The sequence below is a fragment of the Colwellia echini genome (assembly GCF_002843355.2).
GTDB lineage: Bacteria > Pseudomonadota > Gammaproteobacteria > Enterobacterales > Alteromonadaceae > Colwellia > Colwellia echini.
In genome coordinates this window covers 96,227-114,290 of the sequence record NZ_PJAI02000004.1, presented here as the reverse complement: position 1 = coordinate 114,290, position 18,064 = coordinate 96,227, and the positions used below count along the sequence as shown (strand labels likewise).

General features: G+C 36.4%; 10 protein-coding genes. 5 read left to right on the top strand and 5 right to left on the bottom strand.

The genetic code is table 11. From position 1 onward, the window contains the following. Positions 1-159: 159 nt before the first annotated feature. Complete coding sequence (locus tag CWS31_RS05450) at positions 160-3,186, bottom strand: TonB-dependent receptor (RefSeq protein WP_101345167.1); 3,027 nt, start codon at positions 3,184-3,186, stop codon at positions 160-162. A 651-nt stretch (positions 3,187-3,837) separates the two neighbouring features. Here CWS31_RS05450 and CWS31_RS05445 point away from each other — a divergent pair. From CWS31_RS05445 to CWS31_RS05430, 4 genes are all read left to right on the top strand, one after another. After that, positions 3,838-5,277: an MFS transporter gene (locus tag CWS31_RS05445; RefSeq protein WP_101345166.1), complete on the top strand. Its 1,440-nt coding sequence runs from the start codon at positions 3,838-3,840 to the stop codon at positions 5,275-5,277. Beyond that, positions 5,270-7,699: a GH36-type glycosyl hydrolase domain-containing protein gene (locus tag CWS31_RS05440; protein WP_101345165.1), complete on the top strand. Its 2,430-nt coding sequence runs from the start codon at positions 5,270-5,272 to the stop codon at positions 7,697-7,699. The genes CWS31_RS05445 and CWS31_RS05440 overlap by 8 nt, the downstream gene beginning before the upstream one ends. A gap of 22 nt (positions 7,700-7,721) precedes the next feature. Further along, entirely contained in the window at positions 7,722-8,471 is a 750-nt protein-coding gene (locus CWS31_RS05435; protein ID WP_101345164.1) for a sugar-binding protein, read from the top strand. A gap of 121 nt (positions 8,472-8,592) precedes the next feature. Next, positions 8,593-11,370, top strand: a complete 2,778-nt coding sequence (locus tag CWS31_RS05430) for a glycoside hydrolase family 3 C-terminal domain-containing protein (RefSeq protein WP_101345163.1) — start codon at positions 8,593-8,595, stop codon at positions 11,368-11,370. A gap of 107 nt (positions 11,371-11,477) precedes the next feature. Here CWS31_RS05430 and CWS31_RS05425 read toward each other — a convergent pair whose 3' ends face one another. Next, positions 11,478-14,186 (bottom strand): CHASE domain-containing protein, encoded by a 2,709-nt coding sequence (locus CWS31_RS05425; protein ID WP_170252768.1) that lies wholly within the window; start codon positions 14,184-14,186, stop codon positions 11,478-11,480. 461 nt (positions 14,187-14,647) lie between these two features. Between CWS31_RS05425 and recR the strand changes: the two genes are divergently transcribed. Further along, entirely contained in the window at positions 14,648-15,253 is a 606-nt protein-coding gene (recR, locus tag CWS31_RS05420) for a recombination mediator RecR (protein WP_101345161.1), read from the top strand. A 142-nt stretch (positions 15,254-15,395) separates the two neighbouring features. On the opposite strand, the gene CWS31_RS05415 is transcribed toward recR, so the two are convergent. From CWS31_RS05415 to CWS31_RS05405, 3 genes are all read right to left on the bottom strand, one after another. Next, complete coding sequence (locus CWS31_RS05415; RefSeq protein WP_101345275.1) at positions 15,396-15,671, bottom strand: translation initiation factor; 276 nt, start codon at positions 15,669-15,671, stop codon at positions 15,396-15,398. A 416-nt stretch (positions 15,672-16,087) separates the two neighbouring features. Further along, positions 16,088-17,014 carry an electron transfer flavoprotein subunit alpha/FixB family protein gene (locus tag CWS31_RS05410; protein ID WP_101345160.1) on the bottom strand — a complete coding sequence of 309 codons (927 nt, stop codon included), beginning with the start codon at positions 17,012-17,014 and terminating at the stop codon, positions 16,088-16,090. Continuing rightward, positions 17,011-17,775 carry an electron transfer flavoprotein subunit beta/FixA family protein gene (locus tag CWS31_RS05405; protein WP_101345159.1) on the bottom strand — a complete coding sequence of 255 codons (765 nt, stop codon included), beginning with the start codon at positions 17,773-17,775 and terminating at the stop codon, positions 17,011-17,013. Before CWS31_RS05405 ends, CWS31_RS05410 begins: the two co-directional genes overlap by 4 nt. Positions 17,776-18,064: the final 289 nt, after the last annotated feature.

The following is an 18,064-nucleotide window of genomic DNA, read 5'->3' as shown; positions in this document are numbered from 1 at the left end:
ATTGAATATTAGTTTGCATCAATGTAGGGTATTCACAATAAGTGAAATTAATAAGCCGCTGAGTTTTTAATATTCAGCGGCTTATTTTAATTATTTATGCTTTTGTTGTTCGCTAATAATTAGATATTAACGATAAGTTAATACCTAATTAAGTACTACTTAGAACGTGTAACGAGCGCCTAATTCGTAACGAGCACTCCACTCTTCAGCAGATGTTAACTGATTACCTGTACGACCGTGTTTACGTGGATCTTCACCTGTAATGTTGATACCTGCAAATGACATAGAGAACTCTTCAGTAAATTGATAATTTAAATTGAAATCAATTTGTGCGAAGGCTTCCGTGAACTCTGGTTCATTTTGATAAATCGCTGCACTGTCTAAGAAGTCGTCACGCCAGTTATAAGCTAATCGACCTTGGAAATCATCCATTTCATACATTAATACTAAGTTTGCTGTATCACTTAAACCAAGTAATGCAAATTGAGTATCAGTAGAAGCTAAATCAAATTCAATGTCACCGTTAACATATGTGTAGTTAGCTATAACACCAAAACCTGTATCACCAAAGAAATGTTGAAACGCAAATTCCATACCGTCGATAACCGCTGACTTGTTATTAGTAGGAGATTGCGATAAGAATTCCATTGCAGGATCATCACTATTACCAAGGACTGTTTGCGTCTCATAGAAAGTATCGTCATGACCATTTGAGTAGATGGTTTCACCTAATTGGGTGGCTACCACTTGTGAGAACAAGGTTGTATCGTTTACTTCATATCCACCGGCTTGTAAATCAAGAATAGCTTGTTCTGCTCGTGGACCACCACTAGGGTCTGTTAAACCATAATATGGACTTGTAATAGGTGCGTTACCAATAAAACCATCAACGTCTTTTCTGAAGTAACCTGCAGAAACGTAACTCGTATCATCAAAGTACCATTCAAGCGAAAGATCGATGTTAGTTGATTCTAATGGTTCAAGTGAAGCTCTACCAACGTTTGCGCCACCCGCAGAGCCACCTAAGATTGTAGGGCTATTTGGACCGCCAGTAATACTTACACCATTACTTAATTGACCATAAGCAGGGCGACCAATTGTTTGACCAAATGCTGCACGACCTTTTAACGTATCGGTAAAGTTAATATCAAAATCGATGTTAGGTAGGAAATTACTATAACTATTTGACTCTGATATTAATGTAGCATCTTCGAAGGCGCCTTGGTTAACTTCAAAGTCGTTATTACTAACCCATGCAACAGCGGTTGGTGCTGCTATATTAGCTGTTGAAGTAGAATCTGTTTGTTCATAACGAACACCAACAGACACGTTATATGGCATATCACCCATATAACCAGCATAAGCACCTTTGATATAAGCTGCGGTAACATCTTCTTGAATACGACGGTCAGTAGCAAGCGCGGTATCACGTGCTAAATCTAAGTCATATACGCCTGCAGCCCAATTAGCTAAATCAATAGTGTCACCACGGAAAGCTTCAGTCCACCCTGCTGTTTTGTAATCGTCTAGCGAGTCGTTAAAGTCGATAGCTTCTAACATGCCGGCAGGTATTTCACCTGGATTACTTACACCCCAACCACCCATATTTTGGTTGGTGCTTGATTGCGTAGAATGATTATCCATTTTTCTAGATTCAACACCAAAATCAATTCTACCGTCTTCAAATTCCCATGCGCCGTCAATACGAATTTGAATAATGTCATTTGTATTATATGCATGTGCTTTTTGATAAATAGAGCTACCAACATCTGATTCATCAAACTTTTGATTACAATTTAAACCAATTCTTGGGTCACAATCATCAAAATCAACGATCATTTCAGGGATACCAGCGTCACTATAAGTAGCACCTTGTCCTGCTATAATATTAGAACCCAAGCCAACAGTTACATCATTACCTAAGCTTGATAACGGTGAAGAATCAGAAGAAGAATCGTTATAATCGAATGCAAAACTTAAATCATCATTAACTTGCCATTCTAAGTTAAAGCCAAGTGCTATATCTTCAGTTACTGAATTGCGGTATTTTGCTTTGGTTGCTATATCACGAGGAGCTTGTTCTCTTCTGTCTTCCATATAGTTTAAAGGAGACGGGTTTAAACCTTGAGTAAAGTCGATTTCACTTTTATAGGTATCCATCCAAATTGATAACTCGGTACCTTGTTCTTCTTTTTCTAATTTAGTGTAAGTGTAATCAAATGTCGCAGTTACACTGTCTATTGGGCGGTATTGTAGTGCTAATTGTGCATTAGTACGTTCACGTTGTCTGTCCCATAAACGGTACGCTAAATCTGAAGGAAGTAAAAAGTCATCACCATTAGTTGGAGGATTAGTTACATTGACAGGAATACCGTCGGTAGCAAGTAATGGACCGTTCCAATCACTGTTGCGCCATTGTGCAACGCCTGCAGTTGTTGAGCTACTGTCACGTTGTGCAAAACTACCAGAGAAAGAAGCACCAAACATTTCTTCTTCATCTGTCCAACTTAATAAACCTGATAATTCAGGTGTTACTTTGTCGCTGTAATCTTTAACACCGTTTCTTACCGAGGTATCCATCATTGCGTTCGCGCTAATGCTAGCAACTAAACCTGGGTTATCAAATGGTCTAGCCGTCTCAATATTGATGGTAGCCCCAATACCACCACTTGCCATGGCCGCATTAGCTGTTTTGAATACTTCAACTGTTCTAACTGCATCAGCTGAAATGTTTTGGAAGTCGTAAGCTCGGTTATCAGAAGCACCACCACCATCAGGTAATGTTGATGAAGCCATTTGACGTCCGTTTAACGTAATTATGTTATATTGAGGGCCAAAACCACGAACTGTTACTTGGCTACCTTCACCATTGGCGCGGTCAATTGAAACACCCGTAATCCGTTGTAATGATTCTGCTAAGTTAGTATCTGGAAACTTACCTATATCTTCTGCTGATATAGCATCAACAACGCCTGTTGCATCACGCTTTAGTCGAGTTGACTCCTGAATACTTGAACGTATTCCCGTTACTTGAATTACTTCAGTATCTTCATTTTGTATTTCAGTTGCTGCTACGACTTCTTGTGTGGTTGATTCATCTGCTGCGAAAGCAGGTAAACTAGTCGCGCCAAGTATCACCGATAAGGTGGTGGCAATCTTTGTTTTAGTAAATATTTTGCTGTTCATGTTGTATCCCCATTTTGTGGATCATTTTATAATTATTGATTTTGGTTGAGGCTTAAAATGCTATACAAAAAAATATCACGAGTTACTAAGTTTTAACAAGTTGTAAATAAATGTATATGTAAGCGCTTACATAAAAGTATGTTAATAATAAAAATACGTCAATAGTTATTTCAAACTAAATTAAAGCTTTTACACTAACTAAACCTATTTTTATTTACTTATAATAATAATTATTTTTATTAAATCATTTAATTACAGTTGTTTATATTTAAACTTGAGTGGTAGGTCAAATTTATTGATTGATAATAATTAAAATGTACGTATATTTGTAAGCGCTTACATTGATGTGTAATTAAGCAGGTAAATGTAACTTTTAATGAATATTTTTGATGCGAAAATGTAACTTTATTCATTAGAGAATAATTATAAAGTTCGGCTTTCTAACCCTGTTCAATATGCTCTTTATTAGCATATATATTTAATTAAGCTCATATAGCAAGAGCAATGCTACGGTTTATAAACAATAGCGATATAAAAGAATATATAACAAGTAACAACACCTAGAAAACATCGTACAAGTACTCGCGGTTAATTAATCTATAGCCAACATAATAGAAATAATAAAGAACGATAGTTTAAGAGAGTTTAATAATGATAAAAAAAATAAAACAACAACTCACATTGGGCGAAAAAGTCGGCTATGCCTGTGGCGATGTCGCTTCAAACTTTTATTGGCGAGTATTCGACGTATTCCTTTTCATTTTCTATACCGATGTCTTTGGTTTACCAGCAGCAGCTGTTGGCACCATGATGTTGGTAACTAGGCTTATAGATGCTTTTTCAGATCCTATAATGGGTGCATTAGCCGATAGAACAACTACGCGTTTTGGTAAATTCAGACCTTATTTATTATGGGGCATAATTCCTATGATAGCGGCGGGGGTACTTACCTTTACCGTGCCAGACTTTACTGATAGCAATAAATTGATTTGGGCTTATGCAACATACATATTTATGATGCTAGCTTACACATTTATTAATGTTCCATATGGTGCGTTAATGGGGGTAATGACGGGTGACAGTCAACAAAGAACCACATTAACTAGCTTTCGTTTTATCGGTGCTTTTTCTGGCGGTAGCCTTGTTGCTTATATGACACCTGAATTAGTCAACTATTTAGGGCAGGGTAATGAAGTACTAGGTTGGCAGTTAACTATGCTGCTTTATGGGCTGATTTCAGCAGGTCTTTTTGTTACTACCTTTTTATCAACTAAAGAGCGTATATCTCCACCCCCGCAACAAAAAACACCTGTATTACAAGATTTAAAAGATTTAACTCAGAATAAACCTTGGAAAGTTTTATTTGTTTTAGCGCTGATCATTATGATGACTATTTCGTTAAGGGGTAGTACGGGTACTTTTTATTTTAAATATTATGTTGAGCGTCCAGATTTAATTGGTAGTTTTGCAATGGCCTACATGATTTCATTAGCGATAGGTGCAGCCTCTACGCCGCTATTAACTAAGTTTGTAGATAAACGTCGTTTACTGATGATTTTAATGGCTATTGTAGCCACACTATCATTGGTTTTTTATTTTGTACCGAACGACAACATCACTTTAATGTTCGCTTTACAAATTATGATTGGTTTAGCGTTAGGACCAAAATCACCCTTGGTTTTTTCAATGTATGCAGATACCGCTGACTTTTCACAATGGCGAACGGGAAGGCGTGCAACCGCTATGATTTTCTCTGCAGCAGCATTCGCTCAAAAACTTGGCGGTGCATTTGCGGGGGCAATGATTGGCTGGATTTTAGGCTCTCTTGGCTATATTGCCAACGAAGCGCAATCAGGAGCTTCGCAAGAAGGGATTGTCTTATTGATGACTTTGATCCCAGCAGTTTTCGCGGCTATTGCTGTACCTCTAATTTACTTTTACCCATTAGATGAACATGAGTTAAATAGGATCCAAGGCGAGCTTGCTGCTGAAGATTTAGAGCAAGAGAAGTTAGCACAAAAACAGCTAAACAAAGAAACCTCGAATAAAGGTAATGATAAATCAGGTACAAGAGGAGCAACTAATGTCTAAAATACCTTTAATCAGTATTGATTCTAATAATATAAATAACAATAAAAGTGTTGAAACTAATTGTGGGAATCTCAGTAAAGTTAAACTGACAAGCCCAACAGCTTTGCCTAATGCGACAGGTTTTTTATGGAACCAAAACATGGTGATGCAAGTAAATTGTCGAGGCTATGTTAATTCACTTTTTATGCAGCCAGAGCCAGCTAAATATTCTTATGCGCCGAACATGGAAGCTAAAAGTTTTATTCAACCTGAGCACAGTTACTTTAGCCATCACCCCGGTCGATTTTTTTATCTAAAAGATGAAGACAGCGGCGAAATAATATCTCTACCTTATGAGCCTATGCGAGTTCAGCTTGATAGTTTTTCGTTTGAGTTAGCCGATAGTCATATTGCTTGGCTCATTGAACATCGCGGCTTAAAAATCGAAGTGAAAGTTAATTTAACAGAGTTTGACTTAGTTGAGTGCTGGCTTTTCTCGGTAACTAATGCAACGGATAAAATTAGAAATATTAGTGTTTATCCTTATTTTACTATTGGTTACATGTCATGGATGAATCAATCGGCAACCTATAACGAATCATTAAATGCGATTGTTGGCGATTGTGTTACGCCGTATCAAAAGGTTGAAGATTACTTCAAACATAAAGACTTTAAAGATAAAACATTTTTCTTAAGTGATACAAAACCTAGCGCTTGGCATGCGAATCAGAAAGTATTTGAAGGTGAAGGTGGCTTGCATCAACCAACAGCGTTGCAAGCAGACCTATTACAAAATGTTGATGCACGTTATGAAACGCCAGTTGCGGTAATGCAATTTAAGCAGAAATTATTAGCGGGAGAGCAAAAGAGTTATCAATTTTTGTTCGGACCTGCCAAAGATGATGCTGAAATAGCTACGATCAAAGAGAAATATCTTGGTGAACAAAAACTCATTGCAGCGAGAAAAGATTACCTAGCATACATAAAACAAGGTAAAGCTTGTGTAACTGTTGACTCAGGTAATGCCGGTTTTGATGATTTTTTTAATCATTGGCTACCAAGACAAATGTTTTACCATGGCGACGTGAATAGGTTGAGTACTGATCCTCAAACTCGCAATTATATTCAAGACAATATGGGGATGGCTTTTATCCACCCAGAAAAAACTCGGCAAGCTTATATTTTAGCGGTATCGCAACAAACCATTAATGGCGCTATGCCTGAAGGTGTGCTGCTTTATAAAGACGCAGAGCTTAAATATATTAATCAAGTTCCTCATGCAGATCATGGTGTATGGCTGCCAATTTGTTTATTAGTTTATTTAAACGAAACAGGTGATGTAAGCTTACTGAATGAGTTGATTAGTTTTGCTGACTCAACAGAAAAGCAAACGTTCTCCCGCCATATTGAATTAGCATTAGATTACTTGATTAAAGCGACAGATCACCGCCGATTAAGTTTTATTGAACAAGGTGATTGGTGCGATCCAATGAATATGGTGGGCTATAAAGGTAAAGGCGTATCAGCGTGGTTATCGTTAGCAACAGCATACGCGATAACTATGTGGTGTGATCTTTGTGAAGAATATAACATCTCAGTTAATCAACAAAGACACGAGGAATATCGTTTAGCAGCTAAAATGATGAATAATGCTGTAAATCAACATCTCTGGCATGATAAGTGGTTTGCTCGTGGTATTACCGATGAAGGGCGTGTATTTGGAACTGATAAAGATGTTGAAGGTAAAATATTTTTAAATCCACAAAGTTGGGCTATGTTAAGTGGCGCATCAAGTAAAGAACAGCAAACCAAAATGATAACGGCAATATCAAAGCAACTAATTACGCCCCAAGGTGCCATGATGCTAGCACCAAGTTATACCGCTATGGTTGAAGATGTTGGTCGTATAACTCAAAAACATCCCGGCGTTTCTGAAAATGGCTCGGTTTATAATCATGCGGCAATATTCTATATTTATGCACTTTATCAAGTAGGTCAAAATGATTTAGCTTTTGACCTACTCAGTAAAATGTTGCCCTCGATTGATAATGCTAAAGTTACTGGGCAATTACCTATTTACGTGCCTAATTATTATCGCGGTGCTTATCATCAACTACCAGAGCAAGCAGGGCGTTCAAGTCATTTATTTAATACCGGCACAACGTCTTGGTTATACCGTTGTTTAGTAGAAGAGTTGTGTGGGTTAAAAGGTTGCGCAACTGGCTTAAAAGTAGCGCCGAAATTGCCCTCATCAATGAAGCAGATATCAGGACAGCGATTATTTAGAAAAGCGATTATTGATTTTGAACTGTATCAACAAAGTGAAGTTGATACAGTTGAAATCTTATTAGATGGGCAAGTCGTAACGGGCAATATATTAGGTGATTTAAAAGCAGGACAACAATATAAATTGCTAGTAAAACTGCCTATTGTTGAACAGTAAAAAATAGTAAGGAATTAATATAATGAATAACTATCTTAAATTGATAGCCACATTAATGGTATCGGCTTCAATGAATACTTCAGCACTTGAAGCCAAAAAAACACCACAAGCAATACAAATAGATGGCTTAGCTAATGAAGCAAGCTGGCAATTAGCTAGCTGGCAACAGATTGACAATGTAATTTTGGGCGAAAACTTAACTAAGGATGATTTTTCAGCCCAGTATAAAATTATGTGGGATGAGCAACAGTTATATTTATTGGTAGAAATAACTGACGATGTATTATTTGATCAACATGCCGATCCTCGTTATTTATATTGGGATGACGATGCGTTAGAAATCTTTATTGACGAAGATGCTTCTGGTGGCAATCATCAATTTAATTTCAACGCATTTGCCTACCATATTGCGCTGGATAATCAGGCGGTAGATATTGGTGAAAAAAATGCAGACGGCTCAAATAACTTTGTATTATTAAACGACCACTTAACCAGTAAGTGGCAACGCAGTGAAGTTTCACCTAATAAAGTTATTTGGGAAGTTGCCCTTCGACTTTATGACGACAGTTTTACGATGGAGCAGAACAACCCTCAACCAGTGAAATTGTTTGTAGGTAAAAAAGTCGGCTTTATGTTGGCTTATTGTGATAATGATGGCAGTAAAGAGCGCGAGCACTTTATTGGTTCAACTGATATTAAAGCGGTGAACGGTAGTAAAAACTTAGGTTATATCACCGCAGATGTTTTTCAAAAATTGCTTTTGGTTAACTAGTTAATCAATGGTCATAATTTAAAAGTATTAGGTAAATGTATGTAAGGGCTTACATGATGTTTGTATTGTATGTGTTGCATAGATCTAATTACCACAGAATAATTTATTGGAAGGTTCGTGAATGAAATATAATAATAAATATACACTGTTATCAATTACGGTACTTGCTTTAACGACAAACCTTACCGCTTGTTTTAGTGAGCACAAAACAAGCGAAAATAAGGTAGCAGAGCAAAGTAAGCATAATAAAGAAAAATTAAATGAAAAGTCTGCGCTAAGTAAAGAAAACCGCCTAGCAACAGTAGAACAAGATGTTGAAGCGATGCTCGACAAAATGACATTACCCGAGAAAGTTTCTTTAGCGCATGCTAGTGGTAAATTTCATATCAATGCCATTGACCGTGTCGGTATTCCAGAAATGTGGTTGTCTGATGGACCTCATGGCGTGCGCCATCAAATTGAGCGTCACACGTGGGCATCAGCAGGTTGGACAGATGATCACGCAACTTATTTACCTCATCTTACTTCCGTTGCTGCAAGTTGGGATCTTGACATGGCCGCACTACATGGCCAGGTTTTAGGTGCTGAAGCACGTGACAGGAAGAAAGATTTTATTTTAGGACCTGGTGTTAACTTAGCCCGTTTACCTTTATATGGTCGAAATTTTGAGTATATGGGCGAAGATCCAATTTTAGCGGCAAAGTTAGTAGTTCCTCAAATTAAAGCTATTCAAGCTAATGATGTTGCCGCTACGGTAAAACATTACGCATTAAATACCCAAGAGTTAAATCGTATAGGGGTGAATGCAAAACCTGACGAACGTACCTTAAGGGAAGTATATTTACCTGCTTTTGAAGCGGCGGTAAAAGATGGCGGCGTATTGGGTATGATGGGCTCGTATAATCAATATTACGGTACCAATGCTAATCAAAGTAAGCACTTAGTAATGGACATTTTAAAAGGTGAGTGGGGTTATAAAGGGGTACTACTTACTGATTGGCATGTAGATATAAATACATATGATGCCGCTGTTAATGGCTTAGATTTAGAAATGGGCACTAAAGTTGATAGTTACGATGAGTACTTCTTAGCGAAACCTTTTTTAGAAATGATTGAAGCAGGTAAAATACCGGAATCAGTTGCTGATGAAAAAGCCCGTCGCATTTTAAGAGTACAGCATAGCATTGGCATGTACGACGAAAATCGTTTTCCAGGAGAAAGAAACAGTAAAGCTCATCAAGCTGCAGCACGATTAATTGCCGCAGAAGGCGTAGTACTATTAAAAAACACGCCTGTTGGAACTGATCCAGCAAAACCTGTTTTACCTTTAGATAAATCTAAAATAAAAAATATCCTAGTATTAGGACCAAATGCCGATAAAAAGCATGGTACCGGTGGTGGCTCTTCTGAAGTTAAGTCTTTATATGAAATTACTCCTTTACAAGGATTAAAAGCTGAGTTTGGTGAAAATGTAAACATAACGGTAATGAGAGCACGTAGCAGCGAATTATCAGCCATTGCCAGTGATTATGTTGAAAGCCGTCATTGGACAGGCACAGCAGCGTGGAATATTTCTTACTACACAGATAAAACTCGTGAAAACCTTATTGAAGAATCTTGGATTGTTGATTCTAAATTCACTGCAAAATCTATCAGTGAAGGTCATACTGAGGAAAATGAGAAAGCCAGTGTTAAAGGTAAGGTAGAAGGACTTTTTGAAGCAAGTAGTGATGAAAGCGCAGGCGCTAAATTAGCAGGCGAAATGCTTACTTCGTCTAAAGCACCAACCAAATATATTACTATGACCGCAAAAATTAAACCGCTGTCTACAGGCTTACACCAATTGATTGCAGAAACGGTTGGTGATTTCACCTTGATAATAAATGGCGAAATGGTACTTAACTCAGATGATTATGCTAGTGATAAAAAGAGTAAAGGTAACCTAACTAAGCTGACTCATGACGTTGAACTTAACGCAGGCGAAAGCTATGCATTTGAAATTAGTTATGATGGCAATGAAGGTTTTACTTTAGGTTGGAATGCTCCAGGCGAATTATTTAGCACTGAAGCTGAATATATTGCTGCCGCTAAAAAAGCGGATGCGGTTATCTACTTTGGTGGGTTAAGCCATGCAGACGATAGAGAATCAATTGATCGCCCAGATATGAAACTACCTTACTCTCAAGATGAAATTATTAGTAAGCTGATTGCCGCTAATGAAAAGACTATTGTGTTTCTTGTTGCAGGCTCTGCGGTTGAAATGCCTTGGGCAGATAAAGCTAATGCAATTGTTTGGGGTTGGTATGGCGGCATGGAAGCAGGTTACGCTTTTGCTGATATTTTAACGGGTGATGTTAACCCAAGTGGTAAAATGCCTATTACCTTGCCTAAGCGCCTGGAAGATACCGCACCTATCGCATTGAACGATTATAATGCCACGGAAAGTTTATACACAGAAGGCGTATTTATTGGTTATCGTTGGTTTGAACAACAAAACATCAAACCAACCTTTGCCTTTGGGCATGGACTTTCGTATACCCAATTTTCACTCACTGATATGAGTTTGTCAGCGCCAAAAATTAAAGGTAATGAAGGCATTACCGCGACGGTAAAGGTTACAAATACAGGTGATGTTGCTGGCGCAGAAGTGGTGCAATTATATCTTCATGATCTTGAGGCAAGTGTTGACCGGCCAGTAAAAGAGCTTAAAGGCTTTGCTAAGGTATTTTTAAAACCCGGTGAAAGTAAGTTAGTGAGTGTTTCATTAAATACCCGTGATTTATCTTTTTGGGATGTAAAAACTAATGATTGGTTAGCTGAATCAGGGGAGTTTGAAATATTACTTGGCACAGCTTTAGATGATATAAAACAATCAGCAAAGTTTAAGTATCAACAATAATATTGAGCCTGTAACAAATATTGTGTAATCAACTTTTTACTGGGAAATCAATGTGGGGGCAAGCTCATTGGTTTCCCTTTTTTACATAATCAACTGGTAATATGTTTTTATAGATATTTATTTAATACGTAATGTAAATCCGCTTGCTGAAATGGTTTGTTTATAAAGTCTTTAATACCTAGCTCAAGCGCTTTTTCTTTATCTTCTTTGCCAACACTTGCACTTAAAATAATAATCGGGATATCTTTTAAAAGGCTGTCGCTTTTAATCAACTTAGACGCAGTAAAACCATCCATGACTGGCATTTGTAAGTCCATTAAAATTAACTTTGGTTTATTATGGTTCAGGTAGTCTAATGCTTGTTGTCCATCATCAGCTAGATCACAAGTTACACTCAAGGACGATAATTGTTTTTGGGCAATCATTTGGTTTATTTTATTATCTTCCACCACCAAAATATTAATACCTTTACCAGTGAAGTCTTTTAATTGGGCTGATTCTTGGTTTGTTTTTTCAGTAGGTTGTGACGTTTGAGGTAACTCTATCGTGACAGTAAATGTGCTACCTTCGCCGGGTTGACTGGTTAAGGTTACATTTCCGCCCATTAGCATACTTAATTGTTTTACTATTGATAACCCTAATCCGGTACCACCGTATTTTCTGGTAGTTGAGACTTCTGCTTGCGTAAAAGCACTGAAAATATATTCTTGTTGTTCTTCTTCAATACCTATACCACTGTCTTTAACTACAACGGTTAATACTCGTGTATTGTTTTCAGTATTTTTACTATAGCCTTCAATGTTAATCACACCATGCTCTGTAAATTTAATCGCATTATTAAGTAAATTAATTAGTATTTGCTTAAATCTAAAGTTGTCTCCTGCTACCCAGAGTTCAAAGTTATGTGATAATTTTGTCGTAATTAAAATAGATTTCTCAATCGCTTTTTCATTTAACATTTCTATTACGGATGCTGTTTCCATTGCAGGATTAAATGAGCTATTTTCAAGATCTAATTTTCCTGTTTGCATTTTAGATATATCTAAAACATCGTTAACAATACTCAGTAAAAGGTTTGATGAGTGACTTATTTTAGTTAGATAATTAAGAGCAATTTCATCATGGGTTTCGCGTTGAGCTATTTCAGTAAAACCAATTATCGCATTTAATGGTGTTCTATATTCATGGCTAATATTAGCGAGAAATAAATTTTTAGCTTCATTCGCTACGACCAATTTATCATTAGCTTGAATAAGCTGTGCCGTACTTTCTTTTACTTTTCGGGTAAGAGAATAATTAAATGTGACAATAAAGAACACAAACATGACACAGATAATACCAATCAGGCAACTTGCAAATATAAATGCAAGGTTACTCCAATCTATCAATCCCTGCTCAAATTGTTCAGTACTTGAAAACGTTAGTAAGCCTTTTTTGTCAAATAAATCTATTTCATTGCTGAGAGTAAATAATCGGTGAGAATCATGGTCAGTATGTGAAAAAACGTTATTTTCCCCATAGCTTAGTTGGTAGGTAAAATTACTTGCGCCAACTTGTTCATATACCCCCGCAAGTAAAAAGTCTAATTCAAAAACAGCTTCAACTAAGCCTTTTAATGACACTGGCTTATTATCTGTCTTTTGGCTATAAACGGGATGATAAACTACAACTCCAGTATATTTATTTTGTTGTTGGACTAATGATAATAAAGGTGTCATTACTGTTTGGTTAAGGCTAATTGCTTTTTCGACACTATCTTTTACAAAAGGATGAGTTGAGACATCCAAGCCTACTGCAGATTTATTGCTCTCAAAGGGCTCAATAAAAGCAATGGGGAGGTAACTATCTTGAATAGGGGCTAATTGAAAACCACGGTCGGATAGATTTTTTATGTGATTAGCGCTAATACCATCTGCAAGTAGAGCTAGTTCAAATGCTTCTCTGTCTTGATTTTCTACTAATGGTAACCATCCTAATGCTCTTAAACTAATATCCATTTGATAAATAGTTTGAGTAAAAAGCTTAAATTCTTCTCGGCTTATATGATCACTTGATTGTAGTAATGCATTTAGAGAGATTAAATGATGATTTATACTCGATTGTATAACCTGTAATTGCTCTACAAATGGAATGGTTAAATTTATAAACTGCTGCTCTTTTTCTACATATTTATTATTGCTTGCTAAAACAAAAATAACACTAATGATAACGTAAACGCTTAGGCTTGTTACAATAGCAGGAGCTTGATGTTTTGCTTGTTTAACGTATTTATTCTTGCCAAGAAATAAGAATGTAGGGGTAATAAATAAAATGCTTATGAAGTCACCTAACCATTTTACCGCCCAAATATAGCAAAGCTCTTCAGTGGGAATACCTAGTGTTAACCATAAAGATATAACTAACAAAGTGCTTGTTATAAATGAGGATATAGGACCTGTTAACACTAAAAATTTAACAACTTCGCTAGATAGATGGGTTTTAATGGGAAAGGTAAAGCAGTGTAAAACAAATTGCTTGCTAATAACTAACTGTAAAACACTGATTATGGTTAAAATAATGATTAAATAGTCAGGTATTGGTGAGTTTAAATGTTGTTGGTAGGTAGTTAACAATGAGGACAGCAAAACGCCAATTAATGTTGCCCGACCCAATAATAAATACATAGCAAACATGACACCAGTTACAGGCCAAATTAAACTAGCAAAACCAAAAGGGATCGTAAATAGTGAGCCAAACTTCACTAAAGTAAAGTGAAGAAGAAAAGCAATTATTACTAATGAAATATTTCTAAAAATATGGGATTCACTTATTTTCATTAAATTAGCTTCTATGGTAATAAACATAATATTAATTTTGTATGTTTGATAAAGTGTTATTTTTCTAAATAACACAGTGTTGAGCGTATCTTTTTAGAGTTATCTCTTTTTAAATTTACTCTTAAACTCAATGAATTATAGTTAAAACTATTACTTTAGCGAAATTAAGTTAAATTTAATATCTAGGACTTAATGGCTTTAAAATATTCGAGTATGTAAACCCACTTATACGATTGTATTAGCTAACAATTAATGATGAATAAATATTTATCTAAGCCACTACTATTTACACTGTAAGTTGATTAAAATTAGCCATAGAAATTAATCTGTTTATATTGAAGTCGCTATACATTTAAGTACCTATATTATTAATTTGCTTACTTACTATTAACGGTATGTTTTAACCGCATGAGTTTATTTATAAATTACAATCCACTCCTTAAAATTAAAAACGGTAACCTATGAAATTTAGTCCTCTGGTTCAAGAGTTAATTGATTCGTTAAAATGTTTACCCGGTGTTGGTGCTAAATCAGCACAACGTATGGCATTTCAGTTACTTGAGCGTAATAGGCGTGGCGGTAGTAAACTTGCAAGTACCTTAGCAAAAGCAATGACAGATATTGGTCATTGTCAGCAATGTCGTAACTTTACTGAAGAAAGCTTATGTGAAATTTGTTTGTCACCCAAGCGAAAAATTGCCACTACTTTGTGTATTGTAGAAACGCCTGGAGATGTGATTGCTATTGAGCAAACGGGTGAATTTTCAGGACTATATTTTGTGTTGATGGGACATTTATCACCAATTGATGGTATAGGGCCTGATGATCTCGGTTTAGATATTTTAGCTAAACAATTTGCCACAGGTCAGTTTAGTGAGGTGATTTTAGCCACGAATCCAACAGTCGAAGGCGAGGCTACAGCGCATTTTATTGCTGAACTTGCACAGCAGCATCAGGTGAATATTTCAAGAATTGCGCACGGTGTACCCGTAGGTGGTGAGTTAGAATATGTGGATGGTAATACCTTGTCACATGCTTTATCAGGTAGAAAAAGTTACCTGATTTAAATGTATGAATCCTAAGGTACGCTAGCCGGCTTAAGTAGGTTTAAATTGGTTCAAATTATATTGAGCTACTGACTGTAGCTCTTTTAATTTGTTGATGGAAAAAATTGGTAATTGAGTTAACTAGTCAATCTAATTAGCCAAATTAACCACCAGTAAATTTAACTTTGAATCCTGATTTTTCTAATACTTGTTGGATGACGTCTCGTTTATCGCCTTGCACTTCAATAGTTTCATCTACCACTGAACCGCCAGTACCGCAGGTTTTTTTGAGTTTTTTTGCTAATTCTTTTAGCGCTTGACTATCTAAGCCAAGACCGCTAATAACGATAACGCCTTTCCCCTTACGCCCTTTGGTTTCACGCCTAACTCTCGCAAAACCGTCGCTTGGTGTAACACTTTTAGTTTTTTTCTGATCAATACGACCGCTTTCTGTTGAATAAACAAGATCGCCATCACTGGTAGGTGTAGTTGTATCAAGCTCTACAGGGGCTTTCCCAAACGCACTGGCTAAATCACTTAAACTAGACAAACTATTTTTCATAACAGACCTTTAGTAATGAATCGCTTTTAAAGCATAAAAAAAGACCTTAAAGTGATGTTAATTACTTTAAGGTCTTTTGATTATATCAATATTGAGTTAAGCATTACAGCTTGAACTCATATTGTGTTTTTATTCAGACATACTATTTATTAGGGCGCTACATGGAGGTAGCTTATAAAGAAAATGCAACAGCATATTTTCCGGAGTAACCCTTATCTCATCACACTGCCTCGCATTAAAATCGCTCAAGCACTCTGAAACCTGCATCTTGAATGGTGACGGGTATAATAATGCTACAGCTTACTTTCTAGTTCAGGTAAGGCATCAAATAAATCAGCTACAATACCGTAATCAGCCACTTGGAATATTGGCGCATCTGGATCTTTATTAATTGCGACAATAATTTTTGAATCTTTCATACCGGCTAAATGCTGTATTGCACCACTGATACCGACAGCAATATATAAATCTGGCGCAACAATTTTACCTGTTTGCCCCACTTGCATATCATTTGGAACAAAGCCTGCATCAACCGCCGCACGAGATGCACCAATGGCGGCACCTAACTTGTCAGCAATACCATCAAGCAGTTTAAAGTTATCACCATTTTGCATACCGCGACCACCTGAGATAACAACGCCTGCAGCGCCTAAATCAGGACGTTCAGATTTAGTAAATTCATCAGCTATATGATTTGATAAACCTGCATCTGTAACCGTATCTATATTAAATATATCGGCATTACCATCAGTGTTAACGGCATCAAAACCGGTAGAGCGGACGGTGATAACTTTTTTAGCATCTAAGCTTTGCACTGTTGCAATGGCGTTACCTGCATAAATTGGACGAGTAAAGGTATTATTACTTTCAACGCCAATAATGTCCGAAATTTGCGTAACATCTAATAATGCCGCAACTCTTGGCATTATATTTTTACCCGTAGTTGAGGCGGTTGCTAATATATGCTCATAATCAGCTGCTAATTCAGTAATTAATAAACTTACATTTTCAGCAAGTTGATGTTGATAAACAGTGTTATCACATACTAATACTTTGCTTATACCATTAACTTTTGCTGCCGATTCAGCAACACTTTGACAATTGAAACCTGCCACCAATAAGGTAATATCACTGCCAATTTGTTGTGCAGCAGTAACTGTTTTTAAGGTTTCCGTTTTTAATGCGCTGTTATCATGTTCAGCAATAACTAATATACTCATGAGATCACCTTTGCTTCATTTTTTAACTTATCAACTAATTCATCAATACTTTTAACCACTATGCCTGCTTGACGTTGTGCAGGCGCGGTAACTTTTAGTAATTTAGTGCGCGGTGTTAAGTCAATGCCAAATTCTGATGCTGATCTAACGACTAACGGTTTACGTTTAGCTTTCATAATATTAGGTAATGAAGCGTAGCGCGGTTCATTTAAGCGTAAGTCAGTGGTTACTATCGCAGGAAGGTTAAGAGCTAGGCTTTGTAAACCACCGTCAACTTCGCGGGTTACATTAACCTTATCACCCTCTACTTTTACAGCAGAAGCAAATGTACCTTGTGGCATGCCTGTTAATGCAGCAAGCATCTGACCGGTTTGGTTATTGTCACTATCAATGGCTTGTTTACCTAAAATAATTAATTGTGGCTCTTCTTCTTCAACTATTTTTTGTAATAGTTTAGCTATGTTAATCGAATCTAAACTTTCACTTGGCTGTAAATCAGTTTCTATTTGAATCGCTCTGTCAGCACCTAATGCTAATGCAGTTCGCAATTGCTCTTGGCAAGATTTATCACCAATAGAAATGGCTATAATCTCGGTTGCTATACCCGCTTCTTTTAACCGAACAGCTTCTTCTACCGCTATTTCACAAAAAGGATTAATTGCCATTTTAGTATTGCTAAGGTCTACATTGGAATTATCGGTTTTCACCCGAACTTTGACGTTATAGTCAATAACACGTTTTATCGGAACTAGTACTTTCATAGTAAAACCTCTGCAATTATTTGTTGATTTATAATAATAACTTAAAAAATGTAAACACTTATGTATTGCTATTAGTATTGATTTATTTTTGAGATAAGAGTAATTAATTATTTTTTAAAGGATTCTTATCAATTCTTGGTTCAACTTTAAACTTAACTTTTAACAATTTTAAACTAGTATTAAATTAATACTAAACCAATCCCAAGTTAAGCTTAGTTACACTTTAAATGCATGTTGTACTGTCTTGCTTGAGCATCAGTTATAAGATACTATCAAACACATGTTTTAA